The organism is Pontibacillus sp. HMF3514, from assembly GCF_009858175.1.
Classification (GTDB): domain Bacteria; phylum Bacillota; class Bacilli; order Bacillales; family BH030062; genus Pontibacillus.
The window spans coordinates 2,579,278-2,599,513 of record NZ_CP047393.1; the positions used below are offsets into that span (position 1 = coordinate 2,579,278).

23 protein-coding genes and 1 pseudogene are annotated in these 20,236 nt (G+C 37.3%); 7 read left to right on the forward strand and 17 right to left on the reverse strand.

The window, feature by feature from the left end:
• The first annotated feature begins 59 nt into the window (after nt 1-59).
• Nucleotides 60-747: pseudogene (locus GS400_RS13365) on the forward strand (helix-turn-helix transcriptional regulator).
• Between the two features lie 93 nt (nt 748-840).
• Nucleotides 841-1,083: a DUF2626 domain-containing protein gene (locus GS400_RS13370; protein WP_160102550.1), complete on the forward strand. Its 243-nt coding sequence runs from the start codon at nt 841-843 to the stop codon at nt 1,081-1,083.
• 40 nt (nt 1,084-1,123) lie between these two features.
• On the opposite strand, the gene GS400_RS13375 is transcribed toward GS400_RS13370, so the two are convergent.
• Nucleotides 1,124-2,203 carry an SAM-dependent methyltransferase gene (locus tag GS400_RS13375; protein ID WP_160102552.1) on the reverse strand — a complete coding sequence of 360 codons (1,080 nt, stop codon included), beginning with the start codon at nt 2,201-2,203 and terminating at the stop codon, nt 1,124-1,126.
• Between the two features lie 162 nt (nt 2,204-2,365).
• Nucleotides 2,366-2,989 carry an MBL fold metallo-hydrolase gene (locus GS400_RS13380; protein WP_160102554.1) on the reverse strand — a complete coding sequence of 208 codons (624 nt, stop codon included), beginning with the start codon at nt 2,987-2,989 and terminating at the stop codon, nt 2,366-2,368.
• 168 nt (nt 2,990-3,157) lie between these two features.
• Here GS400_RS13380 and GS400_RS13385 point away from each other — a divergent pair, with 168 nt between their 5' ends.
• Entirely contained in the window at nt 3,158-3,337 is a 180-nt protein-coding gene (locus tag GS400_RS13385) for a DUF2759 family protein (protein WP_027448600.1), read from the forward strand.
• Nucleotides 3,338-3,409: 72 nt separating this feature from the next.
• On the opposite strand, the gene fetB is transcribed toward GS400_RS13385, so the two are convergent.
• The 8 genes from fetB to GS400_RS13425 all read right to left on the reverse strand — a co-directional run bounded on the left by fetB (nt 3,410) and on the right by GS400_RS13425 (nt 12,153).
• Nucleotides 3,410-4,189 (reverse strand): ABC transporter permease, encoded by a 780-nt coding sequence (fetB, locus tag GS400_RS13390; protein ID WP_160102556.1) that lies wholly within the window; start codon nt 4,187-4,189, stop codon nt 3,410-3,412.
• A gap of 21 nt (nt 4,190-4,210) precedes the next feature.
• Complete coding sequence (locus GS400_RS13395) at nt 4,211-4,912, reverse strand: ABC transporter ATP-binding protein (protein ID WP_160102558.1); 702 nt, start codon at nt 4,910-4,912, stop codon at nt 4,211-4,213.
• Nucleotides 4,913-5,013: 101 nt separating this feature from the next.
• Nucleotides 5,014-5,892 carry a M14 family metallopeptidase gene (locus GS400_RS13400; protein WP_160102560.1) on the reverse strand — a complete coding sequence of 293 codons (879 nt, stop codon included), beginning with the start codon at nt 5,890-5,892 and terminating at the stop codon, nt 5,014-5,016.
• Nucleotides 5,893-6,023: 131 nt separating this feature from the next.
• On the reverse strand, nt 6,024-7,901 hold the full coding sequence (locus tag GS400_RS13405) for an LTA synthase family protein (RefSeq protein WP_160102562.1): 1,878 nt from the start codon (nt 7,899-7,901) through the stop codon (nt 6,024-6,026).
• Nucleotides 7,902-8,263: 362 nt separating this feature from the next.
• Nucleotides 8,264-9,232: an ROK family glucokinase gene (locus tag GS400_RS13410; protein ID WP_160102564.1), complete on the reverse strand. Its 969-nt coding sequence runs from the start codon at nt 9,230-9,232 to the stop codon at nt 8,264-8,266.
• Between the two features lie 7 nt (nt 9,233-9,239).
• Complete coding sequence (locus GS400_RS13415) at nt 9,240-9,449, reverse strand: YqgQ family protein (RefSeq protein ID WP_160102566.1); 210 nt, start codon at nt 9,447-9,449, stop codon at nt 9,240-9,242.
• 88 nt (nt 9,450-9,537) lie between these two features.
• A complete protein-coding gene (locus GS400_RS13420) occupies nt 9,538-10,977 on the reverse strand; it encodes a spore germination protein (RefSeq protein ID WP_160104626.1) in 1,440 nt (479 codons plus the stop codon).
• Between the two features lie 135 nt (nt 10,978-11,112).
• A complete protein-coding gene (locus GS400_RS13425; RefSeq protein WP_160102568.1) occupies nt 11,113-12,153 on the reverse strand; it encodes a M42 family metallopeptidase in 1,041 nt (346 codons plus the stop codon).
• Nucleotides 12,154-12,238: 85 nt separating this feature from the next.
• Here GS400_RS13425 and GS400_RS13430 point away from each other — a divergent pair, with 85 nt between their 5' ends.
• Nucleotides 12,239-13,111, forward strand: coding sequence for a hypothetical protein (locus GS400_RS13430; RefSeq protein WP_160102570.1), 873 nt, complete (start codon nt 12,239-12,241; stop codon nt 13,109-13,111).
• On the opposite strand, the gene GS400_RS13435 is transcribed toward GS400_RS13430, so the two are convergent.
• From GS400_RS13435 to rpmG, 5 genes are all read right to left on the reverse strand, one after another.
• Nucleotides 13,087-14,625: a rhomboid family protein gene (locus GS400_RS13435; protein WP_160102572.1), complete on the reverse strand. Its 1,539-nt coding sequence runs from the start codon at nt 14,623-14,625 to the stop codon at nt 13,087-13,089. The two genes, GS400_RS13430 and GS400_RS13435, sit on opposite strands and share 25 nt — an antisense overlap.
• Before the next feature lie 113 nt (nt 14,626-14,738).
• On the reverse strand, nt 14,739-14,927 hold the full coding sequence (locus GS400_RS13440) for a hypothetical protein (RefSeq protein WP_160102573.1): 189 nt from the start codon (nt 14,925-14,927) through the stop codon (nt 14,739-14,741).
• An 81-nt stretch (nt 14,928-15,008) separates the two neighbouring features.
• Nucleotides 15,009-16,019, reverse strand: a complete 1,011-nt coding sequence (locus GS400_RS13445; RefSeq protein ID WP_160102575.1) for a ThiF family adenylyltransferase — start codon at nt 16,017-16,019, stop codon at nt 15,009-15,011.
• A gap of 29 nt (nt 16,020-16,048) precedes the next feature.
• Nucleotides 16,049-16,609, reverse strand: coding sequence for a 5-formyltetrahydrofolate cyclo-ligase (locus GS400_RS13450; protein ID WP_160102577.1), 561 nt, complete (start codon nt 16,607-16,609; stop codon nt 16,049-16,051).
• A 103-nt stretch (nt 16,610-16,712) separates the two neighbouring features.
• Entirely contained in the window at nt 16,713-16,862 is a 150-nt protein-coding gene (gene rpmG / locus GS400_RS13455; protein WP_027448613.1) for a 50S ribosomal protein L33, read from the reverse strand.
• 194 nt (nt 16,863-17,056) lie between these two features.
• On the opposite strand from rpmG, the gene GS400_RS13460 reads away from it, so the two are divergent.
• The 3 genes from GS400_RS13460 (at nt 17,057) to GS400_RS13470 (ending at nt 18,428) form a co-directional block, all read left to right on the forward strand.
• Entirely contained in the window at nt 17,057-17,473 is a 417-nt protein-coding gene (locus GS400_RS13460) for a hypothetical protein (protein ID WP_160102579.1), read from the forward strand.
• Nucleotides 17,470-17,958 carry an endolytic transglycosylase MltG gene (locus GS400_RS13465; RefSeq protein WP_160102581.1) on the forward strand — a complete coding sequence of 163 codons (489 nt, stop codon included), beginning with the start codon at nt 17,470-17,472 and terminating at the stop codon, nt 17,956-17,958. Before GS400_RS13460 ends, GS400_RS13465 begins: the two co-directional genes overlap by 4 nt.
• Nucleotides 17,959-18,278: 320 nt before the next feature.
• Nucleotides 18,279-18,428, forward strand: a complete 150-nt coding sequence (locus tag GS400_RS13470) for a hypothetical protein (RefSeq protein WP_160102583.1) — start codon at nt 18,279-18,281, stop codon at nt 18,426-18,428.
• A 314-nt stretch (nt 18,429-18,742) separates the two neighbouring features.
• On the opposite strand, the gene phoU is transcribed toward GS400_RS13470, so the two are convergent.
• Both phoU and pstB read right to left on the reverse strand, forming a co-directional pair.
• Nucleotides 18,743-19,402, reverse strand: a complete 660-nt coding sequence (gene phoU / locus GS400_RS13475) for a phosphate signaling complex protein PhoU (RefSeq protein ID WP_160102585.1) — start codon at nt 19,400-19,402, stop codon at nt 18,743-18,745.
• Between the two features lie 31 nt (nt 19,403-19,433).
• Nucleotides 19,434-20,210: a phosphate ABC transporter ATP-binding protein PstB gene (gene pstB / locus GS400_RS20060; protein ID WP_201450106.1), complete on the reverse strand. Its 777-nt coding sequence runs from the start codon at nt 20,208-20,210 to the stop codon at nt 19,434-19,436.
• Nucleotides 20,211-20,236: the final 26 nt, after the last annotated feature.

A 20,236-nucleotide genomic window follows, 5' to 3' on the forward strand; every position in this document is an offset into this window, starting at 1 on the left:
CTTTTTCCAAATTATATGTATTATAATAATAAATAGCTTACTCTTTAGGAGGTCGTGAAATGGAACAAGCATTGACGGTTAGTATGGTTCTATCAGATCCAACAAGGTATTATATTTATCAATATTTGAGTGAACAAAACCAAGAAGTGTCTGTCATTGACATCGCCAAAAGGTTTGATATCCACCCTAACGTGGCCCGCTTACACCTCTCCAAGTTGGAACAAGCGCATATGCTACAGTCCCATACGAAAAAAAACGGGTAAAGGTGGTCGACCAAGTCGGATGTATTCATTGGCCAATGAGGAAATCCATTTAAACTTCCCCTATAGAGACTATAAATTACTTGCTACTATGGCCATGGAGGTTGTTCAAGAACTAGGTGCCCAGGGTGAACATATCTTGTACAAAACAGGTTACAAGTATGGTCAAGAAATTTTAGAAACCCATTTAAACTCCTATCCATCAAATATGACAATTGAAAACAAAATAGAGAAACTTGGACATATCTCTAACATCATTGGCATTTACCCTCGAATTGAATATGTTAAACATAAAAACACAATATTTTTTTCAATTCATAATTGCCCGTTTAAAGATCTCGCTCAGAAAAGCCCTGAATTGGTCTGTAAAATGCATAGTCAGCTAATAAAAGGGATGTTAGATTCTTTATTCGAGAATATTGAACTCCAAGAAGGGGAAAATATGATGGAAGGTTGTTCATCTTGCTCATATAAAGCATTCCTATGATAAGGTTTTCAACAGATTCATTTACAATTAAGGTAAGGTCGTTTATAATAACGATGATAAGTCACCTTTTGAGAAAAAGGAGGGGGATATAATATGGATCGCATGTTTCGTGTGCTTGCTTTTTGGACAGGTATTTTTACAGTCATGTTTGTAATTGGTGAAATGCCGGATGCAGCAATTTTATTCCTAGTTCAAACGGTATTCTTTCTTACATTAAGTTACCTAAAACTATCTGAGCGCATGTATATGTACATATTTGGCGCTTATTTAACGGTATTTATGATAGGATTTACCTATTACACTGGCTTCTTATTAGAACCATCATTCCGACACTAAGAAAAAACCTATGCGTGCAAGCATAGGTTTTTTTTCGTCTTTATATTGGTTGTTTAATTCCTTTTGATTGAACACACACCTCAAATGAATCAGCAATTTGGTCTCCCATAACAAAAGAGCGAATAGCACGATTTCTTTTATGTTCTTCTGAAAATGGATCCAATGACGCATGTTCTGTTAGGAAATCAAGAATATTTGCTTCTAATAAAAAATCCTTCTGTTTCATTAACTTCGATTGAAACCCATATTTTTCTCCTATTTTCATCCACGTGTCCCAGTGTACGTGATGAGTAATATCCATTTCTCCTGGGTTATGTAAGACGTTATCTTTCATGTGATGATTAGCGTATCCTCTTAAGCTTCCATAGATCCTTGCAGGATGAGATAACTCCATATGTGTGTACCCATAATCAAGTGTTAACATAATTCCCTTTTGCATGGCTTGGCTTATTTGTTCATACAAGCTATCCATATAGAACGGAATTTCTACTCGTTGTCCCTCTATCAATTGATAATTAAAAGACGACAACCAATCCAATATATCCTGGGAACAAGGGTATAATACCTCTTCTAACGTGTCATTCTCTTTAATACCTATACAGATTTCATATAGCTCTTCATTTTGCTTGGTCACCACTTTGACAGGCTGAGCATCCAACCATTCATTAGAAAAAAGAATACCGTTGAATTCTTTTCGCTTATCGTGCCACTCCTCTAGCGAATTAAACATATGAAAAGCTTCTTGCCCATTAACGATTTGTGATGTCATGACTCTATGTTCTGAAGATACTTCTACAGCATCATACATGTAATCTAGACCTTCTTTTCTTAGGAATTCGCATACTGCTTTAGCAAATGTACCGTCACCCGATCCAATTTCACAAATATGTAAGGGGATCTCTAACGATTGGGATACATGAATAAAGTAATTGGCTAATACCTGACTGAATACATTGTGAATATGACTTGAAGTATAAAAGTCTCCTTCTTTCCCCACTTTTGGTTTTGAGAGATTATAATAACCATTCTCTTGATCATAGAGTGCATATTGAATAAAGGTATCATATGAAATTAAGCGATTCTTATCGCTTTGTATTCTATCTTTCAATGAAGGAAACATTATCCTATCCCCTTTGCATAGGTTAACACTATTGACATAGTGTTAATTAAATTATATAGTATTAGCTGTAGCTTAACTTTTATCCCTAACCAACAAAAGCAGAGCACATCCCCCAAACCCCTTCCGAATCGGAAGGGGTTTTTCGTTGTTGTGCAAATTAAATTATAAAAATGGGTTCGATAGCTTTTCTTTCTCTACCGTAGTAGCTCCCCCATGACCAGGATACACTTCCATTTCAGCATCTAAAGATAAAATCTCTTTTCGAATACTTTCAATTAGCAAATCATGGTTCCCACCAGGTAGGTCTGTACGACCAATTCCACCTTCAAATAAAGTATCTCCAGCAATAACAAACCCTCCATCCTTAAAAACAAACGATACACTACCTGGAGAGTGCCCTGGGGTGTGACGCACTTCAAATGTAAAATCTGCAATTGTCATATTTCCCGGGTCAATAAAATGATCTGCAGGTCTTGCTTGAATCGGAGAAACGACCATCGAAAAGAATTTAGATCCGTTTTTTTCAGGGTCCTCTAACCAATCCTTTTCTTCCTGATGTACATATACAGGCACATTAAAATGATCACGCACTTCATCAAGAGCACCGATATGGTCAAAGTGAGCATGTGTGAGTAAGATGGCTTTTGGAGTTAACTCCCTACGTTCAATCATACGAATTAACTTTTCAGCATCCCCTCCTGGATCAATAATTAACGTTTTTTTGTTCTGTTCAATAAGATAGCAATTGGTTCCTAAAGTGCCTAGTGGCAGTTGTTCTACTTCCATGTGTAGACCCTCCTAAAAAGTTTATAGAAACTATCACGAATATCTCGACAAATAAATGAAAGTGGTTTAAAATGTATGAGGAGTAAAGAAAAGATACATATTAATTATAGTAATAAACATGCTCACCGTGTGCAAACGGTGTATTTGAATTAGGGAGGTTAGGGTAAAATGGTATTAGCCATCATGTTACTTTTTGTTACCATTCTTTGTGCTCTTGCTGTATTTCGTGAACTTAAAACGAATAACTTCTTTGCCGTAGCATTCGCTGGCATCTCAACGCTTGTATTTGGATTCTTTTCCATTATGACGATTATTTCTCAGTTCACTTCTTCTGGTGGTGGACACTAAAACCTTGATGAACAAGGTATAGTAGTACTCGTAAGATAAATCCCCTCAATTATTGAGGGGATTTTTTAGTTTCTAAGAAGATTCATGTTGAAAAAACTGCTTTAGCTGCATTTTCTTATTGAAGAAGTAACGATACATCCCCAATGTGATATAGATCGCACTCAAGGATACCGCTGAAAAGATAGAGAGTGATATAACAAGTTGATATTTGATAGCCATAACCGGGCTGACTCCTCCCAAAATCAACCCTGTCATCATCCCCGGTAGTTGGACAAGACCCACCGTCTTTAATTTATCAGCATTTGGGATTAGCGAGGCCATTAAAGTTCTTTGCACTATAATATGAGAAGCTTGCTTAGGTTCAGCCCCTAGCGACAATGCTGCTAGTAAACGTCCTTCATTTTCTTTGAATTCACTTTTCATTCTTTCTAATGCTAACCCCATCGCTACCATTGAGTTACCAATGACCATACCACTCATCGGAATAACTTCAGAAGGTGTGAATTCAATCATATCTGCTACAAGCCATAAAGAAAGAACGCTCACTTCAATAATGACAAGCCCAAACAGAATCGTCCATAAAACGTTTGGTAGACCTTCCCCCTTTTTCTTAGCATGGAAGCTTGCAACGATAATCATGACTGAAATCATAAATGGGATACCGATATAAGGTGGTAAATCAAATAAGTAATTCAGTGCATAACCAATGAGGAACAACTGAATCGTTCCCCTAATGGAAGACCAAATAATATCCTTATTCTGTCCTAACTGATAATAATATGACAAGGAGAGTGGAACTAGAACAAATACAATTAAAAAGAGTAATGACTGATTCGATATTTCTGGCGACACACTCTCAACCTCCTCGATAAACTAAACAAGAAATGATTGCAGTTCTTCTGTTTTTGGTTTTTCTAGCATATCTGGCAGCTGGCCGTGTTCTATAATTCGTCCATCTTCGAGAAATACCCCTCGATCCCCTAACCGCTTTGCCTGACTTAATTGGTGGGTAACCATAACCATCGTTATATTATGCTTCTCAATAAGCATCGATAATACCTCTTCAATATCTTCTGTTGTCTGCTCGTCCAATGCACTTGTAGGTTCATCCAGTAACAATATATCGGGCTTATTCGCTAAGGTTCTCGCTAATGAAACACGTTGCTTTTCCCCACCTGAAAGTTGATCTACAGATCTATGTAAATAATCAGTAGGGAGTTGAACATATTCCAATAATTCTTCACCTTGTTTGTCTTTCCATTCATTCACCATAGAAGGTCCAAATTTCAAATTTTCTAAAACGGTTCCTGGAAATAAATGAGGAGCTTGCAAAACAAGACCTATTTTTCTTCGAAGTTTGGGGATCTTATAAGATTCATAAGGCTGTTCGTAAAACGAAATAGAACCCTCTTCTGGATCCAAGATACGATTAAAAAGATGAAGAAGTGTACTTTTCCCGGATCCTGAAGGTCCAAAAACGATAACACGTTCACCTGGGTACACATTTAGATTAATATCTTGTAAAGGTCCATACCGAACGTCTTTCAGCCTTATAATAGGTTCTCCTTCATTCATAATAGTTCATCCTTTTTTACGTAATAATGTAAGCCTGTAAAAATACCCTCAAATCATTATAAAGATTATGACACGTCGAGTATGGAAAATCAAAGAAAGTGTTACATCTCCATACTTTTAAAACATATGGGTTTTACCTTCTTCAAATGATCATTAAAGGTTGACCAAGGTAAAGGATTAATTCCCTTTCCCACCTCTACTGTGTATCCCTCTCGCTTATAGTCTTGAATAAACCAATCTTTATACCCAGCGTAGCTGTCAATTGTATGGACAGGCTCATAACCACTTACAGCCTGAAAAGCCCCAACTATTGATTTTGCTTGAGATGGCTCTTTATTTTGATAGCCCCAATAAATGACTTCTCCCTGAGAGTGGAAAGCTAAGACTCTGTGAAAACTACTTTTCTGAGTAAGATCATAAATAGCCTTAGATTCTGGTTCAGATAATGGCTTCTCCCCAGGGTAATCCCTAAAGTTTGGATCTTGAGGCTTACGTTGTTTCTCAACCTCCCAATGGGCAGGGAATTGATTGTTCAGATCAACACCTCGAATATTCGCTTTCCAAGAGGTGAAATTGACGTGATTATGATTGGCTTTATTAACTAAGTCCTTATACGCTTTTGCTATTTCAGAACCATGCATAAATAAATTTACGCCGTCAGGGTTGACCATTGGCACTACTGATAAACGAGTTGATGAGAAGAGTTCTTTTTCTAACTGTCTACCATGAATGATTCCCTCTGCATACTCTTCGACAACCTTTAAAAGTAGAGGAGTCGTAATCCATTCATTAGCATGAAAAGCTCCATTCCAATGTACTCGCTTATCCCCTTCTCCTATTTTAAGTTCCAGTAATGGCTCACCTAAAACAGAATAGCCAATTGTATGAACCTTGATAAAATCATAATGTTCACTAAGTTTATAAATATCATGCTTTAATTGTTCTGAATCATAAAGCTTCGTTAGTGTTATAGCACCCATTTTTTATTATCCCCCTTTACTACATGATATGTAAGGAAGTGAACGAAAAAAATAAAACCCTTCATTTTCTAGAACATAAAAAAAGCAAGAGCCTCTGAGAGGTTCTTGCTTTTTTGTAGCTTTTCATTTCTCTATTTTTCAGCGTTACTTAAATCCATTTGTTTATTCTTGAAATCATAGAAACGGAATAGATCTCCGTAAATAATGCTATCAGAGTAATCTAATTCTTTTTGAGCTTTCTTCTTGAGTGGTTCACATTTTTGTGATTCCACTTCTTCACCCGTTTCACGATCATAACATACGTTTTTAGCGTACAGATAATTTTCAGAGATAAAGCTTCCATCACGCAGAACTACAAATGGATCTTTATCGTTTGTAAACATGTCTGTACCGAATTGAATATCCTTCTCATTATCAATACCTAACATATTCAAGATCGTAGGTTTTACATCGATTTGACCCGTTGGCTTAGAAATTACACGATCATCTTCATGTCCTGGAATGTGGACAATAAATGGTACACGCTGTAATTGAGTGTGCTCAAATGGGCGAATTTCTTTACCAATAAACTTAGATGTTGCAGCATCATGATATTGACTGATTCCATAGTGGTCACCATAAATCACAATAATCGAGTCTTTATATTGACCGGAATCCTTCAGTTGTTGGAAGAACTGCTTAATCGATTCATCCATATAACGAACCGTCGTCACGTATTGGTTTAATGTTTTAGAATTTGTATCTAATTTATCAATGTTTTGATCTTCCTCAGGCAATTCAAACGGGAAGTGGTTCGTTAGCGTAATAAACTTCGCATAGTATGGTTCCTTCAGGTTATTTAAATATTTCATGGATTGTTTGAAGAATGCTTTATCATTTAAGCCCCAACCTATGCTGTTTTCTTTGTTCACATCATAGTACTGCTCATCAAAGAAATTATCATACCCTAATGAGTCATACATTACGTTTCGGTTCCAGAAACTGCCATTATTCGCGTGGAATACGGCTGACGTATATCCATACTTACCAACAATCTCAGGTACGGCGTTATACTCATTTTGAGAATGTGTAAAGAACACAGCACCTCTTGATAATGGATACATTGAATTCTCAATAATGAATTCTGAGTCAGATGTTTTTCCTTGCTCTGTTTGATGATAGAAGTTTTCAAAGTAATAACTATCATCAATTAAGTCGTTTAAGAACGGTGTAATTTCTTTTCCGTTTACTTTCTTATCAATCACAAAACTTTGTATAGACTCAGCAGAGATATAAATTACGTTCTTGCCTTTAGCTATACCTTCTAATTTTGAAGATTGGTCGCTCTTAATTTCTTTATTAGTATATTGCTCAATATCACTCATTTCACTTCCATCTGCAAAAACACGTTGCGCTTTAGTTTTTGAGTGAAGCGCAGCATCATAAATGTGATAGTTAAAGATTCCAATGTTTTTAACTAAATATTCACGGTCAAATGTACGCATGAATAACATTGGGCGTTCCATTTCTGCTAATACAACGTTACCTACTAATAGAGCTAAAGCTAAAGCAGTTGCGCTTAGTTTAGCTTTACGTGCTGTAACCTGCATGGATGGCTTAACTTTACGGCTCAAATAATAGACCAAGATGACATCAGCAAAAATCAGTAGGTCTGGTGCGTAAATTAAACTTAATATACTGGAACCTAGATCGCTTGCGTTGCTCGATTGAAATAATACTGGTATCGTCAAGAAATCCGTAAAGCCTCGGAAGTAAATAACGTTAAAGTACAAGATTAACGTTCCAATTAATGAAATTCGTCTTGTGAATTTGATTTGTCGCTCCGGTTTAAACCAAGCAGCAAATGTAAAGAATAAAAATGCTGTGGCAAAAGGGTTTATTAATAATATTAATTCTTGTAATTGATTTTCAATTGATAGATTAAATATTAAACGATATACAAAATAGGTTTTTACCCCAAAGAGAAGAGCGGCAATTGCATAAAATGGTAGATTTCGTCTTTGTTGCATATTTTCTTTTCCTCCTCTTGTTATGAACTTGAACAAGATGTTTTAAGCTACGTCTTATACTAGTAATACTTATTTCCACTTTTCATAGTGTTCTAAACAACCAACACACTATTTGACGGTTATTCTAACATAAAAGTTTCACATATTTATTACTAATTTTTTACACCCACTTAACACCCTATTCATTTTATTAAACGATTATGTAAAAATAAACCCTACAAAAGTAGGAACCAATGAGGATCACTCGATTTTTTAAGGTTCACGACTGTTCCATTAATAACCGTATCAACCTACCATTCCCAAGAAGGCCAAATAAATAAACCTCTATTTTAAAATTAAAATAGAGGTTTTAGTTCTTGTTGTTACTTACCACTCTTTTGTTTTGCTAAATAAGCTGCTCCTAGTACTCCTGCGTCATTTCCTAGAGAAGCGATCACAAATTCAGCTGCCTGACTAGTTCTCTTTAACGCATTATGATCAAACACCTTACGAAGTGGGTTTAGAAGCTGATCTCCTGCTTGAGAAACACCGCCACCAATGACAATTCGTGTAGGGTTAATTACAATCGCTAAATTCGCGATAGCTATACCCAGGTAATGAATGACTTCATCGAGAATGCTCTGTGCAGTCTGATCTCCTTTAGCAGCTTCTTGGAAGACATCTCGAGCGGATATGGCTTCATTTTGCCTTAGTATTTCTTGAAGCGTTGTCTTTTCTCCCGCTTCAATTGCATCATAAGCAGAACGGACAATTGCCGTAGCTGATGCCACAGTTTCTAAGCAACCTTTTTTACCACAATTACATGGTCTACCATTTTCTGTTTTAGCGGTCATATGACCTATTTCAGCTACAGTTCCATTTGCCCCGTGTAACAGCTGACCATTACCGATAATGCCACCACCAACACCTGTTCCAAGTGTAACAGCAATTAAATGATCCGCCTGACCTCCTGCACCTTTCCAATTTTCACCTAGTGCAGCTAAGTTCGCATCATTTTCTAGCCATGCATCATAACCGGTCTCTTTTTTTAAGGCAGTTGTTAAATGATAATTTTCCCATCCAATATTGACAGCGGTATAGATAAAGCCTTCTTCTACATCTACAAACCCAGGAGCTCCAACACCTATACCTATAAATTGCTCATGTGACAGGTTTAAATCCTCTTGCTTAGATTTAATAGAAGCTGCAATATCCTGAACGATACTTGATCCATTTCCCTCTTTATTCGTTGGGATTTCCCACTTAGAAAAAATGTCTCCATTATATGTAATAAATGCCAACTTAACGGTTGTTCCTCCGATATCGACTCCTATAAAATTACGGTTCTCCATAACTCCATCATCCTTCGTCTTTTTGTTTCTTTTGTTTAGAGGCTTCCTGACGTAATATTAATATCCCCATTTGAAAATCTTCTTTCGTTATACATTGAGATTTGTACAGTTCCTTAAGTTCATCTTCCATTAGTTCTAAATCAGCAATTCGATCACCAAGATAGATAAATGTACCAAATGTTTTTAATAATTGTTGAACATCATAAACAGTTTTCATATATATCACCACATAATATTATAGCAACGTCTCAGGGGAAATGAAATAACGGAATCCTTCTATACGTTCTCACACAAAAACCCTGATATTATTTATCAGGGTCTTGTGGATGTAAGAATGCTGGTCTTCGGTTCTTAAGCGGCATTGGGGTACGTAAAAATACATCACGGAATGCACGGTAGTTAAATGGAAGAAACGGCCATAAATATGCCGTGTTAAAGGTATTCAAACGAACTAAATAGAGAATCCATACCGTTGTTCCTATAGCTAAGCCTTTCACCCCAAATAACGCAGTTAATATGAGTAACCCTAACCTTGACATTCTATTGGCTAAGCTAAGCTCATAGCTCGGCGTACAATAGGTGCCTATAACGGCTGCTGCTAGATAGAGGATTACCTCATTGGAGAATAACCCAACTGCTACTGCGACTTGCCCGATTAGAATAGCGGCTACAAGCCCTAAAGCAGTAGCTAAAGCTGAAGGAGTATGAATAGCGGCCAGCCTCAGTGTATCTATCCCGACTTCGGCGATTAAAAATTGCGCGATGAGCGGTATCACCCCTACTTCCGTTGGGCCAATAAACTGGAGACCTTGAGGTAGCAAAGATGGATCGATTGAAAATAAGTAGTACAGTGGTAAAACAAAAATTGAAGCAAAAACTGCAAAAAATCTAACGAACCTTAAATAAGCACCCACTGATGGCTTTTGTCGATACTCTTCAGCATGCTGTAAATGATGCCAAAAAGTAGATGGGGTAATCATTACACTTGGTGAACCATCAATCATTATCAAAATATGTCCTTCATAAAGATGGGCTGCCGCTGTGTCCGGGCGCTCTGTATAACGTATGGTTGGGTATGGACTCCAGTGCTCTCCACTCAAAAATTCATCAACTGTTTTTTCTGCCATTGGGAGAGCATCGGTGTCGATTAATTCCAGTTGTTCTCTCAGTCTTTTTACCCTGTCCATATCAGCAATGTCCTCCAAATAACTGATACAGATATCTGTTTTAGATCTTCTCCCTATTTGCATATATTCCATACGTAATGATCGATCGCGAATTCTTCTTCTTGTTAAGGCTGTATTAAATACAATCGTTTCGACAAAACCATCTCTTGAACCACGGACCACTCGTTCTACATCTGGTTCTTGGGGGCCCCGAACAGGATAGGTTCGGGCATCAATCATAATGATTTTATCATTAATACCTTCTACTACTAATGCTGTCGGTCCTGCTAATACCCAATCCACCGCTTCATTGAGATCATCTTTAGTTTCTAGCTCAACATAAGGGATATAGGTTCTTAAGAGTTTCTCTAATGGCTCTGGTTCAAGTTGATCGGGATCTAACCTAGATAGGCCTTTCATTAAGTAATGAAGAATGTCATCTTTTACAAATCCGTCTATTGCAAAAAGAGACATTTTACGCCCAGCATATTCAAGGTCTAGGTATATGATATCAAAGCTTTTATCTACACCCAGTCGTTCTTTCATGTACTCGACGTTTTGATCGTAATTATGAAACATTGGTTGCTTTTCCACGGTCTCACCTAACTTTCAAAGGTCTAATTTCATTGTTTGCACAAACCTTTGAAAGAATACATTTTTAAGCGTTTGAAATGTAAAATGCCCCACCTTCATTAGGTAGGGCATATAAATCAATTATACTAATTTCGACTGAACATAAGCATGTAATAAATTGTACGTATGTTCTATTGAACGTTGATGTGTACGCTCGAACGCATGAGACGCATCAATACCCGGACCAATTAAAGCATGTTTCACATCAGCTCCAGAGCGAATCGCTGCAGAAGCATCAGATCCATAGTATGGATAAATATCAATTTCATAATCCACACTCTCTTTTTGAGCCAGTTTTACTAGATGCTGACGAAGTAAATAATGGTAAGGACCAGATGAATCTTTGGCACAGATCGATACAACATATTCTGTGGTGGTCTGGCCATCTCCAATAGCTCCCATATCAACAGCTAAATATTCCACTGTTTCTTCCGGAATACTCGCATTCCCGCCGTAACCAATTTCTTCGTTATTGGAAATGTAAAAGTGGGTTGTATAAGGCAATCGAATATTTTCTTGTTTCAGCTGAACGATGAGTTGTAATAAAATCGCTACGCTTGCTTTATCATCTAGGAAGCGAGATTTTACAAAACCAGAGTCTGTCGTTTGAAAGCGCGGGTCAAATGAAATAAAGTCTCCAACTTCAATGCCAAGACCTCTCACATCTTCAGGGTTGTGAACTTCTGCATCAATACGAACCTCAATATTGTCATCATTACGTTTGGCTTCGCCACCATTTTTATACACGTGAACAGACGTCTGGTGCATTAGAATCGTTCCAGAATACGTTTCACCACTTGCTGTATGTATATTACAGTATTCACCTTCTACACTATTCCATCTAAAGCCACCAATCATTGAAAGCTTTAATGTTCCATCAGATTTAATTTCTTTAACCATCGCACCAAGTGTGTCTACATGTGCTGTTAGTAAGCGATGCTGATTGGTGTCTTCTCCTTCTATAGTTGCAATTAGAGCACCTTTTTGCGTTATTTTTGTCGTAACTCCAGAAGATTTAAGGAAGTTTTCACAAAAATGAATGCATTCATCCGTGTACCCTGAAGGGCTTGGAATAGAGACTAATTGTTCTAATATTTCTGTAATGGGTTTCGCTTGTTTCATTTTCTCTCCCCTTTCATTTCATATCCTTCCATATTCTATCATACATTTGAATTACAGAGGATGTCCAAGAAAAGGGGACGAAGTGATGAGAAGAGCCGTATTGATTATTATTCTTTGCCATATTATTGCTTTTATAGGTGTGTTAGTTTTAAAACCGAATAAGGAAGTTTCTGTGGTTAAGTTTTTTCCATTAGATGAGGTAAAACGGTTTGATGAGACTTTTACGGACCTTACGCTACTCTCTGAGAGTGATGAAGATGAGTATGATTTTATGTGGAAAACAGTATCAACCCTAGAGGAACCTGTATATTTACGCCAAGATGTTTCTTTACTATATATGGATGGACATTTAAAAGGAGTCTTAAGCAAGTGGAAAGAAAATGGTCAAAACCTTTTTCAGGAACAAAAGATTCATGGGGAAGACAGTAGTCATTATCAAGCTGTTACGTTTCATCACGGAGAAATTCATTATCCTGATGACAAGATTAAAAGTATACAAGACATGTCTCGTGCAGAATTATATGTGATCGACTCACCTTTAACACCTTTAGAATCTTTTACTTCACCACAAAACCAATCGCAGGAAGACTGGAAAAGAAAGCTAGATCATGCTACAGAACAACAGCTTAATTATCAATGGAATCAACTAATCGAACATTATCAAATACCAAAAGAACAATATGAAATTATTCCTCTTACAGAACTACCCGACTATGAAACAAAACCCTTCCCAAAGCTAACGGCCGAACAAACCCAACAAGTAATTGGACAGCTTTGGGAAGGATTATATAAAAATTATGTGCTTCAGTTTACTGATGATTCTAAAGAGGATATCAATAGTTATGTTCCCCTTGTTCTTGTAGACCGTGATGGGAAACACTTACTCGTATTATTTGAAGATATGAATCAGAGAAAGCAACGTTTAATCCAATACTATCCTGACTTTTCCAGCGACTGAAGAAGCTCTTGAAACCGCTCATCTTCCGGATTGTTTTGAACAGCTTTACGAGCATGTTCAAGCGCTTTCTCTGAGTTTTGTTTTTGCTGATAAAATATACTTAAATTGTAATGAGCTAAACCGAATGAAGGTTTTATGGATATAGCTTCGTGTAAATCATCTATCCCCTTTTCAACCTCACCTTGGTTATAATAGCCAATTGCTCTGAAGAAATAGAGATCTGCAGAACCTTCTATGTGGCGAAATGTCTGATCCACAAGTTGAATGACTTTATCATATTGCCCCTTTTTAGCATATTCTTGAGCGACCTGTGCTTGGAGACGGGGGTCATAGTGATTATCTTCATTCGTAATACCGTACCATGACATCCCGACACCCACAACTAACACGAATATGGCAGCCCCTGTTTGCATAGGTAGGCTTTGCTTTTTAGGGAAATGAACGATACTAGAAGCTAAAAAACCACCCACTAAGCCCCCCAAGTGAGCTCCTATATCTACCTGAGGAATAGAGAAAGAAAAGGCAATGTTTAAGGCAATAACCCACAATAAGTTTGGTCCCATCGTTTGGAAAAATAACTTTTTGTGTACCACTCCAAAGAATAAAAGTGCACCAAACAAACCATAAATTGCACCTGATGCTCCAGCTGCTACAGAAGGAGTTAAGGCAAAGCTTGTTATTCCTCCAATTATTCCAGAGATAAAGTATATAAAAGCAAAACGAACACTTCCATACATCCTCTCAACAGGACTTCCTAAGTAATAAAGAGCTAGCATATTTAATGCAATATGAAAGAAGCCTATATGAAGAAACATGGAGGATAAGATTCTCCACCACTCACCGTCCATAATAGCAGGGTTATACTTCGCTCCGTATTGAATTAACGTAAGGGTGTTTGTACTCCCTCCCTGATATTCCAATAAGGCAAACACAGCAAGATTTATGAAGATTAACAAATAAGTGAGTCTGGGTTTTCCAAATGAAAAGATTTGTTGCATCTTTTGTTGATTCCTTTTGTGACGTCGCTTCATTGATCTTTTTAACTCATAAATCGTTTGTTCCATTTCTAACTCAGAAGGAACAACAAAAGACGGTTCAGTGAGACCCAATTGTTTGTATATATCATTTATATGTTCAGTACGTTGCTCTGTTATGTAATGGTGGTAAATCGTAGTTTTTTTCCGATCATTAAGATGAAGAGGTTGTTTTCGATCACTCCAATCGTCCACTGGAGGAAATTCTGATATGTAAACGTTATGTACCTCAACCTCTCTTCCTACTAATTGTCTTTTAAATCGTTTTAAATTTTCAATTAATGTATCTTGATCTCGTTTTAATTGATTGGACCAATCAAAGGTTTGTTGGGTGATACGAACGACATAAGCTTTACTTTTCACGTTTTTTTCAAGCCATATTTCATTTCGTTCTTCACTTAAATGAAGAATATCAAAATCCTGGTTTAACATTAGATCTGATGCCATTCTCCAAAAGTAATACGCTTCCTCGATGTACATGACTCTCCCCCCCTTATTTCATGATATCATTTGAGATAATTTTTCGATTCAAAAATGCTTGTTTAGGACAAACAAAAACGTTCAGCCTCAGTGACTGAACGTGATAAGTACATTTATATTGCTGTACGCCCTAATATCTCAGGCAGAATTTTTTCTCTTAAATAAGGAAGTCTCATTGTTATTGAAACGACAACTTTCCTTATGACACCCACGGCTAATAATACATTAAGGATACGGTACTTGTATCGACTTATCATGTAAAAAGCTACCCCAAGCATCACAATCCAACTGAGCATTCTCATTGCAATTCCTCCTACATATACCTATTACCTTTATTATGGGAGAGCATTGCATTTTTTATTCCTACCTTCTATTTCCCTAACTTATAGGCCAATGTAACGATGAAAAAGTGATTTAGCTTTCGTGGTATCTTCAGTTCCCTGAATAAGCACTCGTCCATCCGGAAAAAGCACAAATGTATGGTGATGATCCACTTTTGCCTTTAACAGGAATGGAGTTAGCTTCGTATTAGCTATAACGGAAAGCTTTTCTTCCCATTTAGGCAAATCCATTTTTTCATTCGTGTGGACTTGGATGGAGTCTCTTCCACACATCACTACAAATTCTTCGTTCTGTTGAGCCTGTAAAAAAGGATACAAGTTTTCCTGACAAGTAGGACACCCTTGTTTTGGATTTGTAAGTTTTACATCGTAATGCTGATTGGTCCATATATCAAAAGTCTTTAACATACCGTGTAAAGCTTCTTTGTTACCCGTAAGATACTTTAGTGTCTCTGTTGCTTGATAAGATGTAACCATATTTATCACCGGGGAAATAATTCCTGCTGTATCACACGTTTCTCCTTTACCAGCTCCTGGACTAACCACACATCGTAAGCACGGAGTTTCTTCTGGAATAAATAAAGCCATCATTCCTCTAGAACGCACTGCTCCACCATAAACAAACGGAATGCCGTTTTGAAAACATGCATCATTTAATAAAAAACGAGTTGTAAAGTTATCTGTCCCATCCAGTACAATATCCATTCCATTCATTAAAGATGTTACATTGTCTCGATGAACATCAGACACGATTCCTTCTATCTGAACATTTGAGTTTATTTTCTCCAAATGATTTTGTGCAGCAACTGCTTTAGGTAATGCTTTTTCCACATCTTCTTCTGTATAAAGGATTTGTCTTTGCAAATTGCTCATTTCAATATAGTCTCTATCAACAATCCTTACAAGCCCCACTCCAGCTCTCACCATTTGATTGGCAAGCATTGTTCCCAAGGCACCAGCCCCAACAATTAGTACAGAGCTTTCTGATAAATCATTTTGTCCTTGATTACCGATTGGGGCAAATAATCGTTGTCTGGAATAACGATCATCCATTTTTCACAATCTCCTTTTCGCTCAAATGATTAGTAACGCACACCTAATTCAGTAATTAAGTGTTGGACGGGTATATCAAATGGATCATTTGGCACTTGATGTATCAGCTGTTCTTCAGTGGCAAGCGCAATGGTCGTTTGATTAAAGTGCTCTAAATAACGATCATAGAAACCACCACCATACCCAATTCGATAACCTCTTTGGTCAAAGATTAATCCAGGCACGAGCATGAGATCAATACATTCTTTAGTTACGACCTCTGTTTCTTCCTCTTTCGGCTCTTTAAGCCCGAAATACACTGTTTCTAATTCATGAAATGAAGTGAGGATACGAAACGTAAGTTCCTTTTGCTTAGCATTACACTTCGGAACTGCAACAGTCTTCCCATCTTTCCAAGCTTGTTCAATAATACGTTTTGTATCAATCTCATGCTCTTGAGAAATCGTACAACCAATAACCTTTGCATTTTGATAGCTAGTTGTATTGAGAAGCGCTTTATGTATGTTTGTTATTTTACTTTCTCGTTCTGTTCCTATTAAATTGGAGAGAATATCTTTACCTTTTGTTCTTAATTCTCTTTTTTCACTCATGAAGATCACCTCCTACATGAAAAATATAGCACATTAATCAGAAGAGTTTTACGTCCTCTCTTCTATACCTATAAAAAAAACAGCAGGATAGATATCCTACTGTTTATTTAGTCTCACGGTGCAATGTGTGCTTTTTCAAGCGTGGGCTGTATTTCATAAGTTCCAAACGTTCTGGGTTTTTACGCTTGTTTTTAGTTGTAATATAGGTACGATCACCAGTTTCAGTGCAAGCAAGTGTAATATTTACACGCATCTTTATCCCTCCAAACACGTCTTTCTTCTGTTGTCATAAGTTTTTCACTTTATCAGACCTTAATAATAGTATCAAATCTTTCCCTTTCTTTCAAGGCTGTACGCTCTCTTTTTGCGTTAAAAATTCGTAAAGTTTGTTTTCTAGGGTCTGGTTCTATGATATAAATAAGGAAGACTAGAAATGAGGTGAACCGTTTGCTTTATGTAATTCTGACATTATTTACTATTTCCTTTGTTTTATATCTTGTTTCGTTTGCCTTAAAGGACCGCTTTAAAGATTTAGAAGAGCAGGTTGAGCAAGTACAACTGACAACTATGCAGGATTCTTATCAGTTAAAAAAGAAGATGCGTGTTTTAGAAGAAGAACTATTGGTTGATGATTTCTCTTCAGAAATGTTCTCCAACTCTAACAAAGCTCAACCAGAGCCTCAGCATACTTTTAAACAAGAAGAAACGAACCAACCTCCTCTTGTACATAAAGTCTTACATATGTATAACCAAGGCTACACGACAAGTGATATTGCTTCAGAAACATCTTTAAATGAACATGATATATTAACGACATTAAGGCAATTCTCATCCGAAAATGAACAAAAAGGGGCACGAAGATGAAACACACCATACGTGCTTTTGCATTAGGATTAGCTACAGCAACTACTTTATTAACATTCACTTATTATCAAACCAATGATCAAACTGAGTCAAAAGCATTCACAGACCAAGAAGCTATAACACACTTAGAAAGTAAGAACTATCATGTTTTGAGTCAATCTTCGTTTGAAGATTTAAAAGAAGAGAAGCAGCCATCTCAGTCTCAAGACACAGAGTCAAAAGAAGACGAACAAGAACAAAAGGATACTCAGAAACAAAATCAAGATGATACATCACCACAATCCTATTCATTAACTATTGAGCCAGGTATGCTATCCTCTTCTATTAGTGATGAACTTAAGAAAGCTGGTATTCTTGATGATAAAGCAAAATTTGAAGTGTTCCTGAAGGATCATGAGTATAGTCGAGCTATTCAAATAGGAACCTATAGTATTACGAAAGATATGTCTTACGAAGAAATTGCGAAAAAGATTACTGGTCAATAAATTGCTAATCAGCACTCCGAATTAAACGGAGTGCTGATTTTTTATTCAGTTATCTGGCAGTAATCTGGAATAACTGTTTTAGTGAGAGAGGCGGTTCCGTTGCTATTGTGGAGTGCGGTGGGCTTGGGAACGGGTTGCTTTCCCCGGACGAACGATCGAGCCTCCTCATACGCTACGCTTCTTGCGGGGTCTCGCTCGCCCGTTATTCCGGAGGAGTCAACCCGTTCCCAAGCCCACCTTAGCCGAATGGTGATTAACGGAACCGCAGCGATAATGTGAGGAAATGCTTGCGGACAATTGTTCCGTTATTTGACCTTAAAATGACTTTCTTACGGACATTTATTCCGTTATTTGCATCAAATCACATTGAAAAAGCCCAATTTGTCATAAATAAGGTACCATATGTCCGTAACGACTCTCGAAATGCCTTAAAAGTTCAATATAACGGAACCGATGTCCGTAACGTTTAGATCTCAAGTAACTAGGGTCCGTTAATCTCCATAAAAGCAAAGGGGTGAGGGAAACGGCAAACTCCCGCGGTAGAAAGGGCAGATGAGACCCCACAGAGAACGTAGTGAACGAGGAGGCTCAGCTGGTCTTCCGCAGGAGTATTGCCGTTTCACTGAACCCCTACCTCTCATAAAAGCAACGGACTGCTCTCAACTTATCTCGATTCCAAGTCTTCCAAATAAGGGGGCTTTAATTGAATAAAACCACCTTTAAAAAAAGAAAAGAGTAGACATTGTTATTAACAATGCCTACTCTCGTGCTTTATTAATGTGTTTTACTTATTTAAGTCGAACGATTCACCTTTTACAAGGTAGAAAATGTTCTCACCGATATTTGTAATATGGTCTGCAAAGCGTTCAATATAACGAGCACCAAATGCCATCTGCATGATGTGCTGAATTTTTTGAGGATCATTTGCTGTTTGTTCAAGCATTTCACGGATGACTTCACCGTACATCTTATCAATTTCATCATCCATTTCAGCAAGCTTACGAGCTAATGACACATCCTCATATTCAAACGCATCAATCGCAGTATCAACCATTGCTTTTGCTTTATCTGCCATTTGGCGTAAAGCAGGATGAATAGTAAGGTCATGGTCTTTTCCTAGATGGATCGTACTCTTAGCAATGTTCGTCGCATGATCTGCCATACGCTCTAAGTCTGAAGAAATTTTGATTGCAACAATTAAACGTCTTAAATCTGTCGCAACAGGTTGTTGTTTTGCGATAAGAAGGATGGCTTGCTCATTAATATCAAGCTCTTCTTTGTCCAACTTCACATCACGTTCCCTGATTTTTTGAGCAGCATCAACGTCATGAGCATACAATGCCTCAATGGATTCATCAAATGCTTGAACTGCCTCTACAGCTAATCGTTTAATACTAAATTTCAGCTTATCTAAATCTTCATGAAACTGACCACGCATTTCCATTTTTAATCCCCTTTCCTTTTAGCGAGAGCTATTAACCAAATCGGCCTGTGATATAATCTTCTGTTCGTTTATCAGAAGGAGTAGAGAATAGTGTATCTGTTTCAGTAAATTCTACCATTTCTCCATTTAAGAAGAAAGCTGTTTTGTCAGAGATACGAGCTGCTTGTTGCATGTTATGCGTTACAATGATGATGCTGTATTTCTTTTTCAGCTCTTGAACTAGCTCTTCTACTTTCAGGGTTGAAATCGGGTCAAGAGCAGATGTCGGTTCGTCCATTAAGATGACATCTGGTTCAATAGCTAGACAACGTGCAATACAAAGACGTTGTTGCTGACCACCTGATAGCCCATAAGCATTTTCGTTTAAGCGATCTTTCACCTCATCCCAAATGGCTGCATCGCGTAAACTCTTCTCAACAATTTGGTCTAAGGTTTTCTTATCCTTAATACCATGAATGCGAGGTCCATAAGCTACGTTTTCGTAAATAGACTTAGGGAATGGATTCGGCTTTTGGAATACCATACCTACTTTTGTGCGAAGATCTTCTTTTTTATATTTTTCATCAAAAATTTCTTCGTTTTTATATTTAATAGAACCTGAAATTCTTACAATTGGCACTGTTTCTACCATACGATTCAACGTCTTTAAATATGTGGATTTTCCACAACCTGAAGGGCCGATGATTGCAGTTACTTGATTTTGAACGATATCCATGTTGATATCATATAGCGCCTGATCGTCACCATACCAAAGATTTAAATCTTTTACGTTAAACACGGTTTCATTTTGTTTTGTAGCATTAGCCATGCTAAAATCCTCCTTCACCCAAGTAG